Genomic DNA, 16,636 nt, shown 5'->3' on the forward strand with positions numbered 1-16,636 from the left:
CCTCCCATCTCTTTAAGCAAAAATTAATTCTCGATTGTCGCCTCAAGCTGCTGACGATCATATTGCTCCTTATACCAACCGCCGCGCTCGAGCAGCGTCTCATGCGTGCCTTCCTCTACGATCCGTCCATCGTCCATAACGATAATCCAGTCCGCATGCTGCACGGCCGACAGCCGATGCGTCGTAATAAGCGTAGTCTTGCCAGCGCGTTCCGTCCGAATGCCATCGATAATCTCGGCTTCCGTCTTCGCGTCAACCGCCGAAAGGGCGTCATCCAGCATCAGAATGTCAGGATCCGCGATCAGGGCGCGGGCAATGCTGACCCGCTGCTTCTGACCGCCGGACAAGGCGACGCCCTTCTCGCCGACCATCGTATCCAGCCCCTCTGGCAAAAATACGATATCCTTCGCGAACGAAGCCCGCTCCAGCGCCCGCTGAAGCTCCTCCTCCGTCGCGCCCGAACGCCCGAAGAAGATGTTTTCTCTAATCGTCTTCGAAAACAGAATCGGCTGCTGCGGCACGTAGCCGATCCAGCCAAGCACTTTGTCTTTCGATAATCCTTCGATTGGTTCGCCTGACAGCTTGAGCGCCCCCTTGCCTACGGGGTACTCGCGAAGCAGCTGCTTCAACAGCGTCGTCTTGCCGCTGCCCGTACGTCCCACGATGCCAAGCGTCTGTCCTTGCTTTAGCTCGATTGCAACGCCCGACAAGTTGTCGGTCTCGGACGACGGATATTTGAACGTCACGCGGTCGAACTCGATCTCCGTCGGCTCGCTTACCTCGGCAAGCTCCGAAGCGTCTTTTACGTCCGGCTTGTAGCCGAGCGTTTCGTTGACCCGGTCGAGCGAGGCGTTGCCGCGCTGCATAATGTTGATCAGTTCGCCGATGGCGAACATCGGCCAGATAAGCATTCCCAGGAAGATATTAAAAGAAACCAGCTCTCCCAGCGTAATTTCGTTCTGGAATACGAGGAAGCCGCCATAGCAGAGACCGATCAGGTAGCTTGTGCCAACCAGCATCTTCATCGTCGGCTCAAAAAGCGCGTCGATGCGGGCTACGGCGATGTTTTTCCCCAGTACCTCGTCGGTTTTGACGCCGAAGCGGGCTTCGCTTGCTTCCTCCTGCACGAAAGCGCGGATGACGCGAACGCCGGATACGGATTCCAGCACGCTGTCGTTCAGCTCGCCAAACGCGTCCTGCGCATCCGTGAACCGCTCATGAATTTTTTTCCCGTAGTAGGACATCGCGATCGCCATTAGCGGCAGCGGCAGCAACGCCGCCAAGGTCAGCTTCAGGCTGATCCCCGCCGCCATTACGATCAGAATCGTGATCATGAACAAGGTAGAGTCGACGAGCGTCAGAATGCCGAAGCCCGCCGTCGTCGCTACCGCGCCAAGGTCATTCGTCGAGCGCGCCATCAGGTCGCCCGTCCGGTTGCGTTCGTAGAACGTCGGCGTCATTTTGAGAAAATGTCCTATCAGGCTGGAACGCAGCATCCGCTCCAGCACGAAGGCGCCGCCGAACAGCTTGTAGTGCCACACATAAGTAATCAGATACCCGACAACCGTCAGCCCGATCCACAAGTACATGATGCGGTTGAATTCCGGCGTCCCAAGCGTGCTCTGGCTGATGCCGTCCACGATGTAGCCGAGCAGCCATGGCGGGATAATGTCGATAATGCCCGTCAGCACGAGCAGCGTGATCGACAGCGTGTATCGCTTCCAGCTTAGCTTGAAAAACCAGCCCAATTTCGTTAATACGCTGAACATTGTTAACCTCACACCTTCCGTTCGAACCTCTTGAATATAAAAAAAGCATGCCGCCGTAAGCGACACGCTTTCTCGTCCAAGGGAGTACGCACCCGCATAGCGGGTTCGCGAAAGCTCCTATTGACGCAGAAAAGGCGCATAGTTACGGCAACGTAACCACACGCCTTCGATCCAGGGGGAACCCCTATGTATCAAAGAGACAACTCGCGCGAGTAGATTACGTCCATGAAATATAGCTGATGCAAATGCGCATCATGATGGATGGCGTTAAAACGTCCATTGTTATCCATAGCTCGTAATCCCCTCTCCCGTTATCTTCCGTTCGTATAGTCGGTTCACTCAAGCACGCTATGCCTCCCAGACATCAGCCGTTGCTTGAATCCACTTTGTCACTTTAACACCGGAAGAAAACACTGTCAATTGTAATCTTCGCTAAAATTATTTTTTACCGTATTGGCGATCGGAAAGGCCGAGGGCAGAGGTTTGCTCGAATTATAGGAACATCTAAGCTTCCTCTATACTTGACCTATAATGCACGGAAACGTTACGAACCCCTCCGCCATAGGACGGCGTAGCCGTTCGCCTTGCCGCATAGGAAAGCATCCATTTCTAGTCGCTTGCAGGGCTTGAAATAGGACACTTTAGAAACGAGTAATCAAGGAGTCCAAGGGCTCTGACCGCGACGGCTTGTTTACGGCGCTCTCAGATGCAGATTAGTTTTGCGTAGTAGTTTAAGCCGATATAACGGCTACGTGCTGGGCACGAATTGGAGGCGGATGGTGGTGCTGGTGCTGGTGCTGGTGCTGGTGCTGGTGTTGGTGCTGGTGCTGGTGCTGGTGTTGGCGCTGGTGTTGGCGCTGGTGTTGGCGCTGGTGTTGGCGCTGGTGTTGGCGCTCGTGATGGTGCGGACCCTTGGGTATTTTCACAAACGGTACAACAATTGTGCAAAAATACACAATTTAGATGAGGTAAGAGAAATTTATTCGTACATTTATACATATATACACAAATTTTGGTTCAGACGGCTAGGCCCCCTAATTCCGGAGTCTTGTCCACCAAAAATGCTGTTTTCGTAGAGTCTCTCTCTTTTTCATGTCTTTACATTGCTTTATGGAATGCAGAAGTATCCTCTAACGTCTGCACCCACTCTGAAAAAACGGCAGGAGGCATCCTCTTTAAGCTACCATGCATCCTGCGGTTATTATAGAAGTCCATGTAAGTATCGAGTGCTTCATAAGCTTCATGAAAGGTCGTAAATTCTCTTTGCCTCAACAAATTGCGCTCCAGAATGCTATGGAATGACTCGATGTAGGCATTCATATCTGGTGTGCGAGGTGGAATTCGCTCATGCTCAACCTCGAGGCACTCACACATGTCCCCGAATAGCTGGCTGACGAATTGCGGACCATTGTCGGTACGAATAACAGGCATGGCCTCTCCTAGTCTTACACGATCCTGTAAGGCATAACAAAGGGTCTGAACGGCATGCTTGGACTCGCACACGGGTCCTCGGTATTGTTTGACGACGACACGATCAAACACATCGATGATGCTGAGAATGAAAAAGAAACGGTTTAGCTTTGTAACGTAACCATACTTAATATCCATTTGCCACAGCTGGTTAACGCCCGTCACGACGCGGTTTTTGGGTAGCCTCCGTGGATGCGTATGTACACGCTGGCGCGGCTTTTGAAGGATACCTAGCTCGGTACACAGGCGGTATGACTTCTTCTTGTCCAGTCTCACGTTGTGCTGATCACGGATGCATTGTGCTAAAAGCTTGTAGCCATAGACAGTCTCTTCGCCCTCAATGAGTTCGAGGAGCCATTCCTTGATTTGCTCGTCGCTTACAGACTCGCCGTCAAACGTATAGGAGTAACCAGGTACAGGACGGCCTGGTCGGCCTGCCGCGGGGCTCGTAGATGGAGTGGTTACTCTTCTCTTTCGGTCGTAATAAGTAGATTCTGAAATGCCCAGAATACGCAGAACTGTGGCCACTGGCACTCCCCGCTTAATAAATGGCTCTGCTACTTCAATTTTTTCAGATAAGCGGGGTCTCTCTTTTTTAGCAACTCACGCAGCATTTCGATTTCGAGCTCTTTTTCGCCAATCATTTTGACGGCTTTCTCAAACTGCTGTTCAACATCCTGCAATCTCTGTAATTCTTGCAAATGTTCATCGGCAACGGGAATCTCCTCGACGGGTATGGTATCCCGAAGATCCCGTATCCAGTTTCGTATCGTTTCAGGATGTAGGTCGTACATACGCGCTAAAACCCCGACCTTAACACCAGCCATCGCTTCTTTAACTACTTTAATCTGTGCGTCCCTGTTCATTCTTTTCCCCACACCGAATCACTCCCTTATCTCAATATTAAATTATTGGGTGGGAGGACTCCAGTTTAATTAGGGGGCCTAGGAGCAGAGAGGTCCCAAACGACGATGAGAAGCGAGAATTTGTGTATTTTTGTACAATTCGCTGTGCAGGGATCCTGTTTGTTTAAGAAATTAGGGATAAACGGCTAGGCCCCCTAATTCCGGAGTCTTGTCCACCAAAAATGCTGTTTTCGTAGAGTCTCTCTCTTTTTCATGTCTTTACATTGCTTTATGGAATGCAGAAGTATCCTCTAACGTCTGCACCCACTCTGAAAAAACGGCAGGAGGCATCCTCTTTAAGCTACCATGCATCCTGCGGTTATTATAGAAGTCCATGTAAGTATCGAGTGCTTCATAAGCTTCATGAAAGGTCGTAAATTCTCTTTGCCTCAACAAATTGCGCTCCAGAATGCTATGGAATGACTCGATGTAGGCATTCATATCTGGTGTGCGAGGTGGAATTCGCTCATGCTCAACCTCGAGGCACTCACACATGTCCCCGAATAGCTGGCTGACGAATTGCGGACCATTGTCGGTACGAATAACAGGCATGGCCTCTCCTAGTCTTACACGATCCTGTAAGGCATAACAAAGGGTCTGAACGGCATGCTTGGACTCGCACACGGGTCCTCGGTATTGTTTGACGACGACACGATCAAACACATCGATGATGCTGAGAATGAAAAAGAAACGGTTTAGCTTTGTAACGTAACCATACTTAATATCCATTTGCCACAGCTGGTTAACGCCCGTCACGACGCGGTTTTTGGGTAGCCTCCGTGGATGCGTATGTACACGCTGGCGCGGCTTTTGAAGGATACCTAGCTCGGTACACAGGCGGTATGACTTCTTCTTGTCCAGTCTCACGTTGTGCTGATCACGGATGCATTGTGCTAAAAGCTTGTAGCCATAGACAGTCTCTTCGCCCTCAATGAGTTCGAGGAGCCATTCCTTGATTTGCTCGTCGCTTACAGACTCGCCGTCAAACGTATAGGAGTAACCAGGTACAGGACGGCCTGGTCGGCCTGCCGCGGGGCTCGTAGATGGAGTGGTTACTCTTCTCTTTCGGTCGTAATAAGTAGATTCTGAAATGCCCAGAATACGCAGAACTGTGGCCACTGGCACTCCCCGCTTAATAAATGGCTCTGCTACTTCAATTTTTTCAGATAAGCGGGGTCTCTCTTTTTTAGCAACTCACGCAGCATTTCGATTTCGAGCTCTTTTTCGCCAATCATTTTGACGGCTTTCTCAAACTGCTGTTCAACATCCTGCAATCTCTGTAATTCTTGCAAATGTTCATCGGCAACGGGAATCTCCTCGACGGGTATGGTATCCCGAAGATCCCGTATCCAGTTTCGTATCGTTTCAGGATGTAGGTCGTACATACGCGCTAAAACCCCGACCTTAACACCAGCCATCGCTTCTTTAACTACTTTAATCTGTGCGTCCCTGTTCATTCTTTTCCCCACACCGAATCACTCCCTTATCTCAATATTAAATTATTGGGTGGGAGGACTCCAGTTTAATTAGGGGGCCTAGGAGTAAATGCACAAATATGCTGAGAGGCCGATGTTCGGGCCATGCTATGTGCAAGCCCGATATGTTCAAGCTAAGTGGCCAAACTCGAACTTAAAGGACCGTCAGGGTGGTTTATCCCTGACGGCTTTTTCCACTGGAAAGGCTTTCCAGCCACTCCTCCGGCAGCAATCTGCGATAGGACGGCTGCAAATATCGATCGTCCAAGAGCGTAATCGTGCCGCTGTCCGTCTCCGTCCGGATAAGTCTTCCTCCCGCCTGCAGCACCTTGTTCATGCCCGGGATGACATAGGCGTAATCGTAGCCGCTCTTGCCCTCGCGCTGGAAAAAGTCCCGGAGCAGATTGCGCTCCAGTCCGAGCTGCGGCAAACCAACGCCGACCACGATGACCCCGATCAGTCGATCGCCCGGCAGATCGACTCCCTCGGAGAAAACGCCGCCCAGCACCGCGAAGCCGACCAATGTCCGCTCTCCTCCCGGCTGGAAATCCGCCAGGAACGCGTCGCGCTCCTCCTCGCTCATGTCCGTACGCTGCAGCTTGACGACGGCTCTCGGGTCCGTTCCCTCAAGCTTGGTATATGCATCGTAGACGTCCTTCATATACGCATAAGAAGGGAAGAACACAAAATAATTGCCCTTGCGCTTGCCGACCGTATCGGCGATAAGCTCCGCTATTGGTCCGTAAGAGTCGTTGCGGTCCTGGTAACGCGTCGAGATGGGACGCACGTCGACCTGCAACCGTTCGCTCTCGAAGGGGGACGGCAACGCCAGCGTATAGTCCTGCTCGGAAGCGCCCAGCATGTCCATATAGTATCGGACCGGGGTTAGCGTAGCGGAGAAATACACATGCGACCGGTAACCCTTGGCGGCCTCCTTGAGCAGTTCGGACGGGTCCATGCAGAACAGCTTCACCCGCATGTCGAGGCGCGTCACCTCCGCGAACGTGGCGAAGCGCTCGTCGTAGAGCTTGGCCGTGCGAAGGAATTGCTGCACGGCGAAATACGCGTCCAGCAATGTAGTATCGCCCTCGCCGCCCCCGTTGCCGCTTAAGGCATTCGCGCCGGAAGCACCTGGAATTACGCCGGTGAGGCCCGCGCCTGATGTGTCTGATGCGCCTGATGTGCCAAACGGCGCAGATGCCATGTTGCCGCTGCCGACGTTGATGCCTCCCGTCGCCCCTTGGCCGAAGGCTCCCCCATAACCGCCCTCCAACACCTGCTCGGCTGCCAAGGCGAAGCGCTCCGCATGTTTTACCAGCTCGTCCGGCAGCATATCGGATACGATGGGCTTGTCCTTATTGTCCTCGATCGACTTGCGAAGCGCGACAAAATATTCATTGATCGCCTTCGAAGCTTCGTAAAGACCGCGATGGCCGCCCTTTTGCTCCCTCTGCAGCGTCTGGAACGGCCATCTCGTCAGCTCCGCCGAGAAGATATCCCTTGCCCGATCGACCAGATTATGAGCCTCGTCGACGAGCAGAGCCGTAGCCTTCTTTCCTTCGGCGTACTGCCGCTTGAACGAGATGCGTGGATCGAACACATAGTTGTAGTCGCAGATGATCGTGTCCGAAGCGTAGGCGGCATCAAGCGACATTTCGAAAGGGCAGACGGTATGTTTCCTGGCGTATTGCTCGATCGTGGCGCGCGACATGATCGTCTCATGCTCCAGCATATCGAGGATCGCGCCGTTAATGCGATCGTAGTAACCGTCGGCGAACGGACAATGCTCCTTGTCGCAGCGCACCTCGTCCTGGAAGCAGATCTTGTCCTTCGCGGTAATGGTGACGGAATGGATGTGCAGCCCTCTGTTCTGCATATGCCTAAGCGCATCCTCCGCCGCTGCCCGCGTTGTCGTGCGCGCGGTCAAATAATAAAGCCGCTTCAGCAGCCCGCCGCCTATCGCTTTGATGGCTGGGTACGTCGTCGAAATCGTCTTGCCGATGCCCGTCGGCGCCTTCGCGTAAAGCGATACGCCCTCCCCGATCGTCTTGTAGACCGCCCCCGCCAGCTTTCGTTGTCCTGCACGGTAATTGTCGAACGGAAAGGCGAGCGCATGAATGCTGGCATCCCGCGTCTCCTCGTGTCGCTGCTTCAGCTTGGCGTAAGGCGCATATTGACGAAGTATATGCAGCACTTGCTCTTCCAGCTCGTCGAAGCTTGTTTCCCGATGGAACCGCCTCGTCTCTCCCGTATCCTTGTGCACGTAAGTGAGCTGAATGCCGATAGCCGGAAGTCCCTCATCACGCGCATACATATAAGCGTAAAATAAAGCCTGCGCCCAATGGACCGGCTTGTCCTCCAGGGTTGCGAGGTCGGCTCGCGTCGACTTGATCTCGTCGATCGTGGGTGCGGGTTCCGTCGCAAGCAGCCCGTCGCAACGGCCGTCCACCGCAAACACCAGGCCGTCGCAAAAAATCTCGGCGCTAAGGTAGACTTCCTTCCGATCACCTTCGCCGTACGTTTCCTGTATCCGCTGATGCGCCTTCGTTCCCTCTTGCAAGGACTCCATGGATTGCATCCGGGAGTCGATGCTGCCGCTCAGGAACACGTACTCCACAAGTTGCCGGACCGGCAGCGCCACCGAGTACGGCGGCTTCTCGGTCTGCTTTTCGTCATCCAGACGCTCCGGCTCCCGTTGAGCGGATTCGCGCTCCTCTGCCGCCTTCTCCTTCGTCTCGTCCATTGCCAGCCGCCCCTCTAGAACATTTGTTCCGCCATTGTATCATACTTTTAAAGAGCGGGGTAAGCAGGTTAACTTGTTGGAGCGGCGAGGCAGGTCAACATTTTGTTGTAGTTTCCGTCTAAATACTGGAAGATAGAAGAGGGGTGCTGACAATGGGGCGAAACTTTGTTTTATTGATCCTTATTTGTACTTTTGTTGCTGGATGCGGCGGGACGTCGTCTAGGTCCATGCAAGGAATGATTGATAGCATGGAAGCCGGTATCTTGCATGTGGACTGTACCGATGAGGTGAACAAAGGAAAAAAGACGGATTTCATTCTTCTTGTCGGTTATAGTTGCGCTGTTGCTATTACAGATCAAACAACTTTTCGTGATGAAGACGGCAAATCGCTAACGACAGAAGATTTTCCATCCGAATCAACTGTCAAAATCATTTTTTCCGAGCCCGTCAATATCAGGCGCAGCTTCGAAAAAGAAGAGCCGCTCAATCTTGCAGCAAAGGAAATCATATTGATACAGCCAGACTTTTAAGGAGGGAATTCCACCTGCTATGGACAATGATAAAAATAAAGAAATCGACGAACTGAAGCAGCGGATCGCGACACTCGAGAATCAGGTTAACAACACTCCTCGGAGATCGAATCTTTGGAGATTCGGCATAACTTTTATCATTGTTTTATTTGCTTTAATGGTTTCTATTGGCGTGTTCCAGTTTGTTGCCGTCAAATGAGCATGGCACAAGGTCGCTACACCGTACGCTATCAAGAAGGAGACACCCACATGCACCAAGCACCCAACTATTTCCTTGGCATTGACCTCGGCGGAACCAATATAAAGTCGGCCCTGCTGGACATCAATCTGAACGTTATCACCGAAAGGAGCGATCCCACCAACGCCTCGAAAGGCCCCGATCATGTGCTACGCGCCATGAAAAGCATTGTCCGCGAGATGATGCAGTCTCATGGGCTGAAAGACGAGCATGTAGCGGGCATGGGACTCGGCATCCCCGGCTTGCTGGATCCCAAGGAAGGACTCTCGATCTTCTCTCCGAACTTCCCTGGGTGGGAGAATATCCATGTTGTGAGGGAGATGAGCAAGAACTTCTCCTTCCCCGTATTCATTGACAACGATGTCCGAGTGAATCTGTATGGGGAATGGCATTATGGAGCGGGAAAAGGACGGAAGAACCTCGTGCTGATCACCATTGGAACAGGATTGGGATCCGGGATCGTAGTGGATGGAAGGGTGCTGTACGGCACCACCTCCAGTGTCGGCGAGATCGGTCATATGAACATGTACCGGGAAGGCCGGCCCTGCAGATGCGGCAGCTCGGGATGTCTCGGCAGATATGTGTCGGCGATTGGCATGGTGCGTACCTGCGTGGAGAAGTTGGAGAGCGGAGCCGGCAGCGTGCTTCAAAACTGGGTTAATGGTGATTACACGGCTATCACTGCCAAACTCATCTCGGATGCCTATGACTTGGGAGATCCATTGGCTATGGAGGTCTTGCGCGAAACGGGCATCATACTAGGCTTCGGCCTCTCGAACGTTATAAACCTATTTAATCCGGAGCTAATCATCATTGGAGGCGGCGTATCGGCAGCCGGGGACCGTCTATTGAACACCGCCCGGGAAACCATCAGCCAGCGCGCGCTTCAATTATCATCGGGCGCCTGCAGCGTGGTCACGGCTCATCTTGGCGGTCGGGCAGGCATGATCGGAGCGGCGGCTTATGCCAAGGAGCGGTTGGAGAGCGGCTAATAACATCTGCTCGGGTTGAAGAAAACCGGATATTTTAACCCTATTTGTTTGATACCGGCAGCTTCAATGGAATTTTCAGTATGATTAGGGGAGCAACGTCCATAAAAATGAAGCTGCAAGGAGGAAAACTTGTGTCGGCATCGCTTGATCGTTATTTGCAAGAAAAGTTTCCGGGTCTTCAACTGGAGCCGCCCCTGTTCTATAACGCGGATGTCGGCATCCGGTCCGAAATCGGGGATCCGAACCCGTTAGTATCGGACCAACAATACTTCGAGCAGGTCCGCCACCGCTCGACTCAACTGTTTAGGGGCGCCCATAACAACGACGATGAGTTGTATATCGTTTTAATTCTCCACTTGCGGCCGCAAGTTAGGCCTTTTAAAATCAAGGTATTTCGCAATGCCGTCAAAAATAAAAAAGCATTGAAGAAATTATCCTGCAACAGTATCGAGTGGGCTGATGACGAGGAAGATGGATGGTCTGCCTACCGATATGTATTAGAGTGCAGAACATCCGATCTTAAACCGGCAAACTTGCTTTCCTCAGATTATAGAATCTATATCTTCAACGCGACACGGGATACCATCTTTCACTTTTACGACAGCAGAGGCTTGGACATCGTGTCGAACGCAACGGGACCGCTTCAAGCGTTATATCATACCTATAATGACTGGATTCTGGATTATGACCGGGAGAGGGTCGACCATGTGTTCCACCGTTATTCATTCGGAATATGAGGATTAAAGAGGATTTTTTTACAGGATGAATACACAAGCAGAGGATGAGTACTTATGTTTAAATTATTCAAACGCCCCGCAAGGTTACTATTAATCATGACCATGTTATTTGCAGGGTCCGGGATTGTTCATGCTCACGCTTCAACAACCTCTAATCCCCCCGTCCGCGTTGTATTAGACGCCAACACCATGACTTTCGGCGAACAGCCGTTTATCGAAAAATCCACAACCCTCGTTCCCTTCAGGCCGATCTTCGAGAAGCTGGGACTTACCATTGGATGGGATCCCGACACTCGCAAGGTAACGGGAGAAAAAGAAGGCGTACATATCGAATTACAAATCGACAATCCGGTTGCCAAAGTTAACGGCAAATCCATCACATTGCCAGTAGCGCCTAAGCTGAAGAATAAAACGACCTTCGTTCCCCTTCGCTTCATCTCGGAATCCGTCGAATCCAAGGTAGAGTGGGATTCAGCGAATCGAACAGCGGTCATCTATAGCAAAAATCACTATGCCAGCGCCGATGGCCAATTCCAGTTTAACGCCTACGGTCTTTGGAGAAACATGTCCGGTCTCGAAAACTTCGTTGCTGAAGACGACGAACGGGTTCAAGATTACATTAGCGTGGAAGAGGATGGGCAATTGCAATTGGCACTGCGATACTTTAACCACACGATGTTATTTATTGCCGCCGAGCCTTTAACCGACGAAACTCGGAGTATGAAGCTGGACTCCTACTTAGATCGTGCCAAAGACACGGCATCCCTATCCAGTAAAGATATCGTGGAGGAAAAACAAATCGAGTTATTCGGTTACGATGCTCTGCAATTGACCTACGTTAACCATCTAGACTGGGACAAACGTATCGACACTCTCGTTGCGTTCAAGACAGGCTCCCGATTTTATAGCATCCGAAACTCCTCGTACGAGGTTACCTATAAAAATTCGATTCAAGATTTTGAAGATATCCTGGAAGACATGGAATTTCGGGAGCAGTAATCGTTAAGTCGATGTTAAGTCGATTTCAACTCGTTCTTCCATCCATGGGTAAGGAGTACAACCATGTCCGAAAGCAAGGGTTCTAATCAAACTTGTCAGGATGCGGAGCCCCGATGAATGACAGATTGGTTGCTGAGGCAAGCTAGGGATCATTATTTCATGGGAATATGATTATCCCATTTTGCAACGCGAACATTTTTATATTCCCACGAACAATAGGAAATGTTCCCTCTATTTTAAGCAAGCTATAAAAGAAAAGGAACTTAGACGGAAAAACTCCAACTAGTATCGCTCAAAGTGCTCCACCTATACCGAATTCAATCAATTAGATGGCACATTTCCCTTTATTCGAGCCAAAAACCCTCATTCGGCGGATTTAGCGGGAGGTTTTCCCTTTACTCAACCAAATTAACAAAAAAAACTGGATACTCAACTGCGTTTGACATCAGCCTTCCACTCTCCGCTACTTCGACGGCATGCTCACAGTGAGTTATTGCAAAATTAAAAGCGGCAAGGTAAAACGGCACCGTCGTCCTTTGGCGGCGTGGCGCGTTTCATTCCGAGAAATATAGAGATAGTATGGCGAAATCATATACTTTCCTATATTTCAAAGAAAAACACCGATCTCGGCAGTATGCGCAAGGTCGGTGTATCGGGCGTTATTGGCGCCGCTTCTTGGCAATTCTTGTGTAGACAATGAGTGCGGCTATAATCATGGCAATAAAACCGATACTCTCTGCCGACTCCGGCTGCATCCCGAAAACCATGCACAGATTGGTAACCAGACTCTTCACGAGAAGAGCAGTCGCAATCAAAAGAATTGGACGAATAAAATTGTATTTCATGGAAAGCAACACTCCTGCCAACGAATGTTCTAGATTCTAATCACACTAGAAAGTTGAAATCGCTTTATTCTTGTGCAACTGCGGCAAGTATACCAGCTTCTTGGCAGATAGTCCAACTCATTTGAGCTTATTTGAGCTTATTACTCATTACATTCCTTCTCGCGACTACTTTCGATGCTTCGACAGTGGAACCTCGTCCTGAAACAAACCGAATTCCGTGTCGATATCCCGCTCCGTCACGAGTCCCTTGTGACCGACACCATGCAGGCCTAACTGATCCTGTCCTTTCCCGTCTATCCCGGATTTCCGTCGCCCATGTGCACGATCATTTTCCTTCGACATACCGGCATCAATTCCTTCCTCGCAGATTCACCAAAGCTCCTTCATTACAGGTATACCAAATCTTCTCCATCACAGATTCTCCAAAACTCCTTCATCGCAGATTTATGCGTATAGCCTGCCCTGCCAAGCCATCCTTTATCAGCAAACCAACCCATCCATCATTCAACCCATCCCCTATTCAACCCCAGCCATCCTCCAACAACCGTCTTCCAACTAACCAAATAATCCCGGCCCCGAAGCGCTGGCCTGAGCCCATACTTCGTTGCCGGGATTTCCCGATTGAGGATTGTCGATGACAATTGCGGCCTCTTACTTCTTCACAATATCCTGCACCGCTTTATCCAGCTTGCCGAGCAGGTCGTCGGCCGAGATTTGCCCGCCGAGGTACTCCTGCATCGCCGCGCCCCATTGCTGCGTGATGCCGTCCGGCAGATGATCCCAGTGCCAACCCAGCACCCGATCGGGATGCTCCTGCGAGAAGGCCGCGAAGTCGCCCGCGATATCGCCGATGGCTTCCGCGTTCGCCTCGATGGACGTCAATGCCGGCACGAATTTAAAGTCGGTGGAGATGTAACGTTTGCCCGTCTCGGATGTCACCATCCAGTTCAGAAACGCTTTGGCTTCCTCGGCCTGGTCGGACTTGCTGTTGACGATCCAGTTGTTCGGCACGCCCGTAAATACATTTGCCGTGTCGCCCAGCAGCGGCACCGGCATCATGCCGAGATTGAGATCCGGATCCACTTCGTCGATCATGCCTTGAATCCAGTTGCCATGCTGGATAATGGCGTATTTGCCGGTTGCGAATTCGGCAACCTGCGTGTTGTAGTCCGTCGTCAGCGCATTGGCTTGGCCGTTCGCAAACATAATGTCGACAAGCTTGATCCATTCTTTCATCGTCGGATCATCCTTCAGCGTCGCTTTGCCTTCCTTTACGTCGGAGATGAACGCCGCCGGGTCTTCATGGTTCGCCAGCGCCATGTTTAGTGTGTGAATGCCCATCGACCACCACTCGGACGTAAGCGCGAACGGCGTAATGCCCGCCGACTTAAGCTTCTCTACCGCAGCGGACAACTCGTCTACGGTCTTAGGCAATTCCGAAATACCCGCCTGCTCGAACAAATCCTTATTATACGTGAAGCCGTAAGCTTCCAGGTTCATCGGCATGCCAAGCAGCTTGCCGTCGCGCGAAATTTGCGCCTTCGACGCTTCCACGAGATTCTTCGCCCACGCCTCGCCGCTCAGATCCGCAGCGCGATCCACGTAAGGATCGAAGCCCGCCCAGCCGCTGGAGTTAAAAATTTCCGGTTCCTCGCCGGCCGCCAGCTCCGCCTTGAGAAGCGCGCTGTAATCCTCGCCTCCGCCATGCGTCTCCACGTCTACCTTTACGCCGGTCTCCTTTTCGTACTCCGCCGCCAGCTTCTCCAGCGCTTCCGCGATTTCGACTTTGAATTGGAAAATCTTGATCGTGACGTCTTTCTTCGGAGCCTCGGTAGCCGCGCCCTCGCCCGTATTCGTATTGGTTCCGGCATTCGCGCCGCCGGCATTGTTGTTGCCGCAACCGCTTGCGAGTCCCACCAGGAGCGCTGCCGAAGCCAACGCCATCGTCATCTTTTTCTTCATCTTCATGACCTCCCATGAAATAAATGTGCGTGACCTCATACCCTATTGTCCAGTTGCTTCGCGATCTACTTACATCGTCATTATAAGCCCCTGCGTTCCTCGCCAGACACCGACAAAATTGAACGGTTAGGGGTAAAATCTTGATTACTTCGGGCGGTAAACTTTGATTAGTTACCCGTTACCCTTTTACGGAGCCTGCCGTAATGCCTTCGATAATATGCTTCTGCAGCAGGAGGAAGAAGATAACGACCGGAATCGTGCTCAGCGTGAGCGCAGCCATGGCCAGATCCCACTTTCGTAAATATTGGCCGAAAAACTTCTGCACCGCAAGCGGTATGGTGGTCATCGCGTCGTTAATGACGAGCACCGGCAGCAGGTAGTCGTTCCAGATCCACAACACGTTCAGAATCATGACCGTGACCGTGATCGGCTTCAGCAGCGGGAATACGATCCGCCAGAATACGCCGTAAGGCGAACAGCCGTCGACGACCGCGGCCTCCTCGATCTCAAGCGGCACGGACTTGATGAAGCCGTGATAAAGGAACATCGACAAGGAGATCCCGAAGCCCATATAACAGAGCACGATGCCGTACAGCTCGCCGCGAAGTTCGAACAGCGACGTGATTCGCATCAGCGGCAGCATGACCGACTGGAACGGAATGATCATGGCGGCGACCAGCACCGTCAGCAGCAGCTTGTTGAACATCGTCGGCCTGCGCACGAGTCGATAGGCCATCATAGAGCTGATCACGACCAGCGCCAGAACGCTGATAGACGTAATAATAACCGAGTTCATAAAGACGACGGGGAAATCGATGGCGACCCACGCTTTTTTGAAATTCGTGATGGCCCAAGTCTCGGGCAGCGAAGCCGCATTAAGCAAAATGTCCTTGAGTTTCTTGAACGAATTGACGATCAGGAAGTAGAACGGCCCCAGGAAGAGCAGCGCGACCAACACGCCGGCAATCTCTAGCAGCAGCGTGGCGGAAGAGGTTCTCGATCTCGTTTCCATCAGGCTTCCACCTCCCGTTTCTTGGTGAACCAGACCTGCGTAATCGTGATGAGCGCGACGCAGAAGAAGAAGAGCATCGCCTTCGCCGTCCCCAAGCCGTAACGGTTGTTTACCAGCGCCTCGCGATAGATGTTAAGCGCGATCGATTCCGAGGAGTTGCCGGGACCGCCGCCGGTCAATGAAAGGTTAAGGTCAAACATTTTAAACGCATTGGACGTCGTCAGAAATAAACAGATTGTAATCGCGGGCATGATGAGCGGAACCAGAATGGAGCGCAGGATTTGCCAGCGGTTGGCCCCGTCTATGCGCGCCGCCTCCATAAGGTCCTTGGGAACGCCGATAATCGCCGCGATGTAAATGATCATCATATAACCGGCCGTCTGCCATACGAAGACGATGACGATGCCCCAGAATGCCGTCTCCGGCGTCCCCAGCCATTGAAGCTTGAAGAAGCCGATGCCCGTCGCCTCTCCGATCGCGCCGAAGCCGCGGACGAAGATGAAATACCAGATGTAGCCCAGCAGCAGACCGCCGATCACGTTAGGCAAGAAGAAGATCGTGCGCAGCACGCCCTTGCTCCTAAGATTCTGCGTTAGCAGCAGCGACAGCAGAAATGCCAGCACATTCGTTACCGTGACGGCCGCCAGCGTGAACTTCGCCGTAAACCAGAAGGCTTGCCAGAATCTCGGATCATCGGTCAGGATACGCGTTATATTGGTCATGCCCGTCCACTTGGCGTTGCCAAGATCAAGGCCGTTCCACTCCGTGAACGTATAATAGAATCCCATGCCGAACGGGATCAGCACGATGATGATAAATGCGATCAGTCCCGGTCCGACGAATACGGTCTGCTGCAGCCACTCGCTCCAGTTCGCGCGCTTCGCGGCCGGCTTGCCGATAGTTTTGCCAGATGCCATAGGTCATCGTCCCTTCTTTCGTTGTGTGCTCTTAGTATAGAA

18 protein-coding genes are annotated in these 16,636 nt (G+C 52.0%); 6 read left to right on the plus strand and 12 right to left on the minus strand.

The features are described from left to right. Positions 1 to 23 precede the first annotated feature (23 nt). Positions 24 to 1,769 (minus strand): ABC transporter ATP-binding protein, encoded by a 1,746-nt coding sequence (locus KJW29_RS25215; protein ID WP_214626705.1) that lies wholly within the window; start codon positions 1,767 to 1,769, stop codon positions 24 to 26. Between the two features lie 217 nt (positions 1,770 to 1,986). Next, the gene (locus KJW29_RS36555) at positions 1,987 to 2,112 is read right to left on the minus strand and encodes a hypothetical protein (RefSeq protein ID WP_281426291.1); all 126 of its coding nucleotides are present in this window, start codon (positions 2,110 to 2,112) and stop codon (positions 1,987 to 1,989) included. A 439-nt stretch (positions 2,113 to 2,551) separates the two neighbouring features. On the opposite strand from KJW29_RS36555, the gene KJW29_RS25220 reads away from it, so the two are divergent. Next, positions 2,552 to 2,845: a hypothetical protein gene (locus tag KJW29_RS25220; RefSeq protein ID WP_214626706.1), complete on the plus strand. Its 294-nt coding sequence runs from the start codon at positions 2,552 to 2,554 to the stop codon at positions 2,843 to 2,845. 22 nt (positions 2,846 to 2,867) lie between these two features. Here KJW29_RS25220 and KJW29_RS25225 read toward each other — a convergent pair whose 3' ends face one another. From KJW29_RS25225 to KJW29_RS36270, 5 genes are all read right to left on the minus strand, one after another. After that, the gene (locus KJW29_RS25225; protein WP_281426281.1) at positions 2,868 to 3,773 is read right to left on the minus strand and encodes an IS3 family transposase; all 906 of its coding nucleotides are present in this window, start codon (positions 3,771 to 3,773) and stop codon (positions 2,868 to 2,870) included. 23 nt (positions 3,774 to 3,796) lie between these two features. Then, positions 3,797 to 4,117 carry a helix-turn-helix domain-containing protein gene (locus tag KJW29_RS25230; RefSeq protein ID WP_214626307.1) on the minus strand — a complete coding sequence of 107 codons (321 nt, stop codon included), beginning with the start codon at positions 4,115 to 4,117 and terminating at the stop codon, positions 3,797 to 3,799. A 246-nt stretch (positions 4,118 to 4,363) separates the two neighbouring features. Next, positions 4,364 to 5,269: an IS3 family transposase gene (locus KJW29_RS25235; RefSeq protein ID WP_281426281.1), complete on the minus strand. Its 906-nt coding sequence runs from the start codon at positions 5,267 to 5,269 to the stop codon at positions 4,364 to 4,366. 23 nt (positions 5,270 to 5,292) lie between these two features. Further along, entirely contained in the window at positions 5,293 to 5,613 is a 321-nt protein-coding gene (locus KJW29_RS25240) for a helix-turn-helix domain-containing protein (protein ID WP_214626307.1), read from the minus strand. A gap of 181 nt (positions 5,614 to 5,794) precedes the next feature. Then, positions 5,795 to 8,362: an ATP-dependent DNA helicase gene (locus KJW29_RS36270; RefSeq protein WP_246608370.1), complete on the minus strand. Its 2,568-nt coding sequence runs from the start codon at positions 8,360 to 8,362 to the stop codon at positions 5,795 to 5,797. A gap of 152 nt (positions 8,363 to 8,514) precedes the next feature. Between KJW29_RS36270 and KJW29_RS25255 the strand changes: the two genes are divergently transcribed. The 5 genes from KJW29_RS25255 (at position 8,515) to KJW29_RS25275 (ending at position 11,858) form a co-directional block, all read left to right on the plus strand. Then, on the plus strand, positions 8,515 to 8,892 hold the full coding sequence (locus KJW29_RS25255; RefSeq protein ID WP_214626707.1) for a hypothetical protein: 378 nt from the start codon (positions 8,515 to 8,517) through the stop codon (positions 8,890 to 8,892). A 19-nt stretch (positions 8,893 to 8,911) separates the two neighbouring features. Then, a complete protein-coding gene (locus KJW29_RS25260) occupies positions 8,912 to 9,091 on the plus strand; it encodes a hypothetical protein (protein WP_087571356.1) in 180 nt (59 codons plus the stop codon). Positions 9,092 to 9,141: 50 nt separating this feature from the next. Further along, positions 9,142 to 10,122 carry an ROK family protein gene (locus KJW29_RS25265; RefSeq protein WP_214626708.1) on the plus strand — a complete coding sequence of 327 codons (981 nt, stop codon included), beginning with the start codon at positions 9,142 to 9,144 and terminating at the stop codon, positions 10,120 to 10,122. Between the two features lie 131 nt (positions 10,123 to 10,253). Beyond that, positions 10,254 to 10,859 carry a DUF3885 domain-containing protein gene (locus KJW29_RS25270; protein ID WP_214626709.1) on the plus strand — a complete coding sequence of 202 codons (606 nt, stop codon included), beginning with the start codon at positions 10,254 to 10,256 and terminating at the stop codon, positions 10,857 to 10,859. Positions 10,860 to 10,913: 54 nt separating this feature from the next. Then, the gene (locus tag KJW29_RS25275) at positions 10,914 to 11,858 is read left to right on the plus strand and encodes a copper amine oxidase N-terminal domain-containing protein (protein ID WP_214626710.1); all 945 of its coding nucleotides are present in this window, start codon (positions 10,914 to 10,916) and stop codon (positions 11,856 to 11,858) included. 659 nt (positions 11,859 to 12,517) lie between these two features. Here KJW29_RS25275 and KJW29_RS25280 read toward each other — a convergent pair. The 5 genes from KJW29_RS25280 to KJW29_RS25300 all read right to left on the minus strand — a co-directional run bounded on the left by KJW29_RS25280 (position 12,518) and on the right by KJW29_RS25300 (position 16,594). Continuing rightward, positions 12,518 to 12,703: a hypothetical protein gene (locus tag KJW29_RS25280; RefSeq protein WP_087571344.1), complete on the minus strand. Its 186-nt coding sequence runs from the start codon at positions 12,701 to 12,703 to the stop codon at positions 12,518 to 12,520. Between the two features lie 165 nt (positions 12,704 to 12,868). Then, positions 12,869 to 13,045 (minus strand): hypothetical protein, encoded by a 177-nt coding sequence (locus KJW29_RS25285; protein WP_214626711.1) that lies wholly within the window; start codon positions 13,043 to 13,045, stop codon positions 12,869 to 12,871. 309 nt (positions 13,046 to 13,354) lie between these two features. After that, positions 13,355 to 14,665 carry an ABC transporter substrate-binding protein gene (locus KJW29_RS25290; RefSeq protein WP_246608371.1) on the minus strand — a complete coding sequence of 437 codons (1,311 nt, stop codon included), beginning with the start codon at positions 14,663 to 14,665 and terminating at the stop codon, positions 13,355 to 13,357. A 178-nt stretch (positions 14,666 to 14,843) separates the two neighbouring features. Continuing rightward, complete coding sequence (locus tag KJW29_RS25295) at positions 14,844 to 15,677, minus strand: carbohydrate ABC transporter permease (protein ID WP_214626713.1); 834 nt, start codon at positions 15,675 to 15,677, stop codon at positions 14,844 to 14,846. After that, positions 15,677 to 16,594, minus strand: coding sequence for a carbohydrate ABC transporter permease (locus tag KJW29_RS25300; RefSeq protein WP_087571341.1), 918 nt, complete (start codon positions 16,592 to 16,594; stop codon positions 15,677 to 15,679). Before KJW29_RS25300 ends, KJW29_RS25295 begins: the two co-directional genes overlap by 1 nt. Positions 16,595 to 16,636: the final 42 nt, after the last annotated feature.

The organism is Paenibacillus agaridevorans (assembly GCF_018604145.1).
Lineage (GTDB): Bacteria > Bacillota > Bacilli > Paenibacillales > Paenibacillaceae > Pristimantibacillus > Pristimantibacillus agaridevorans.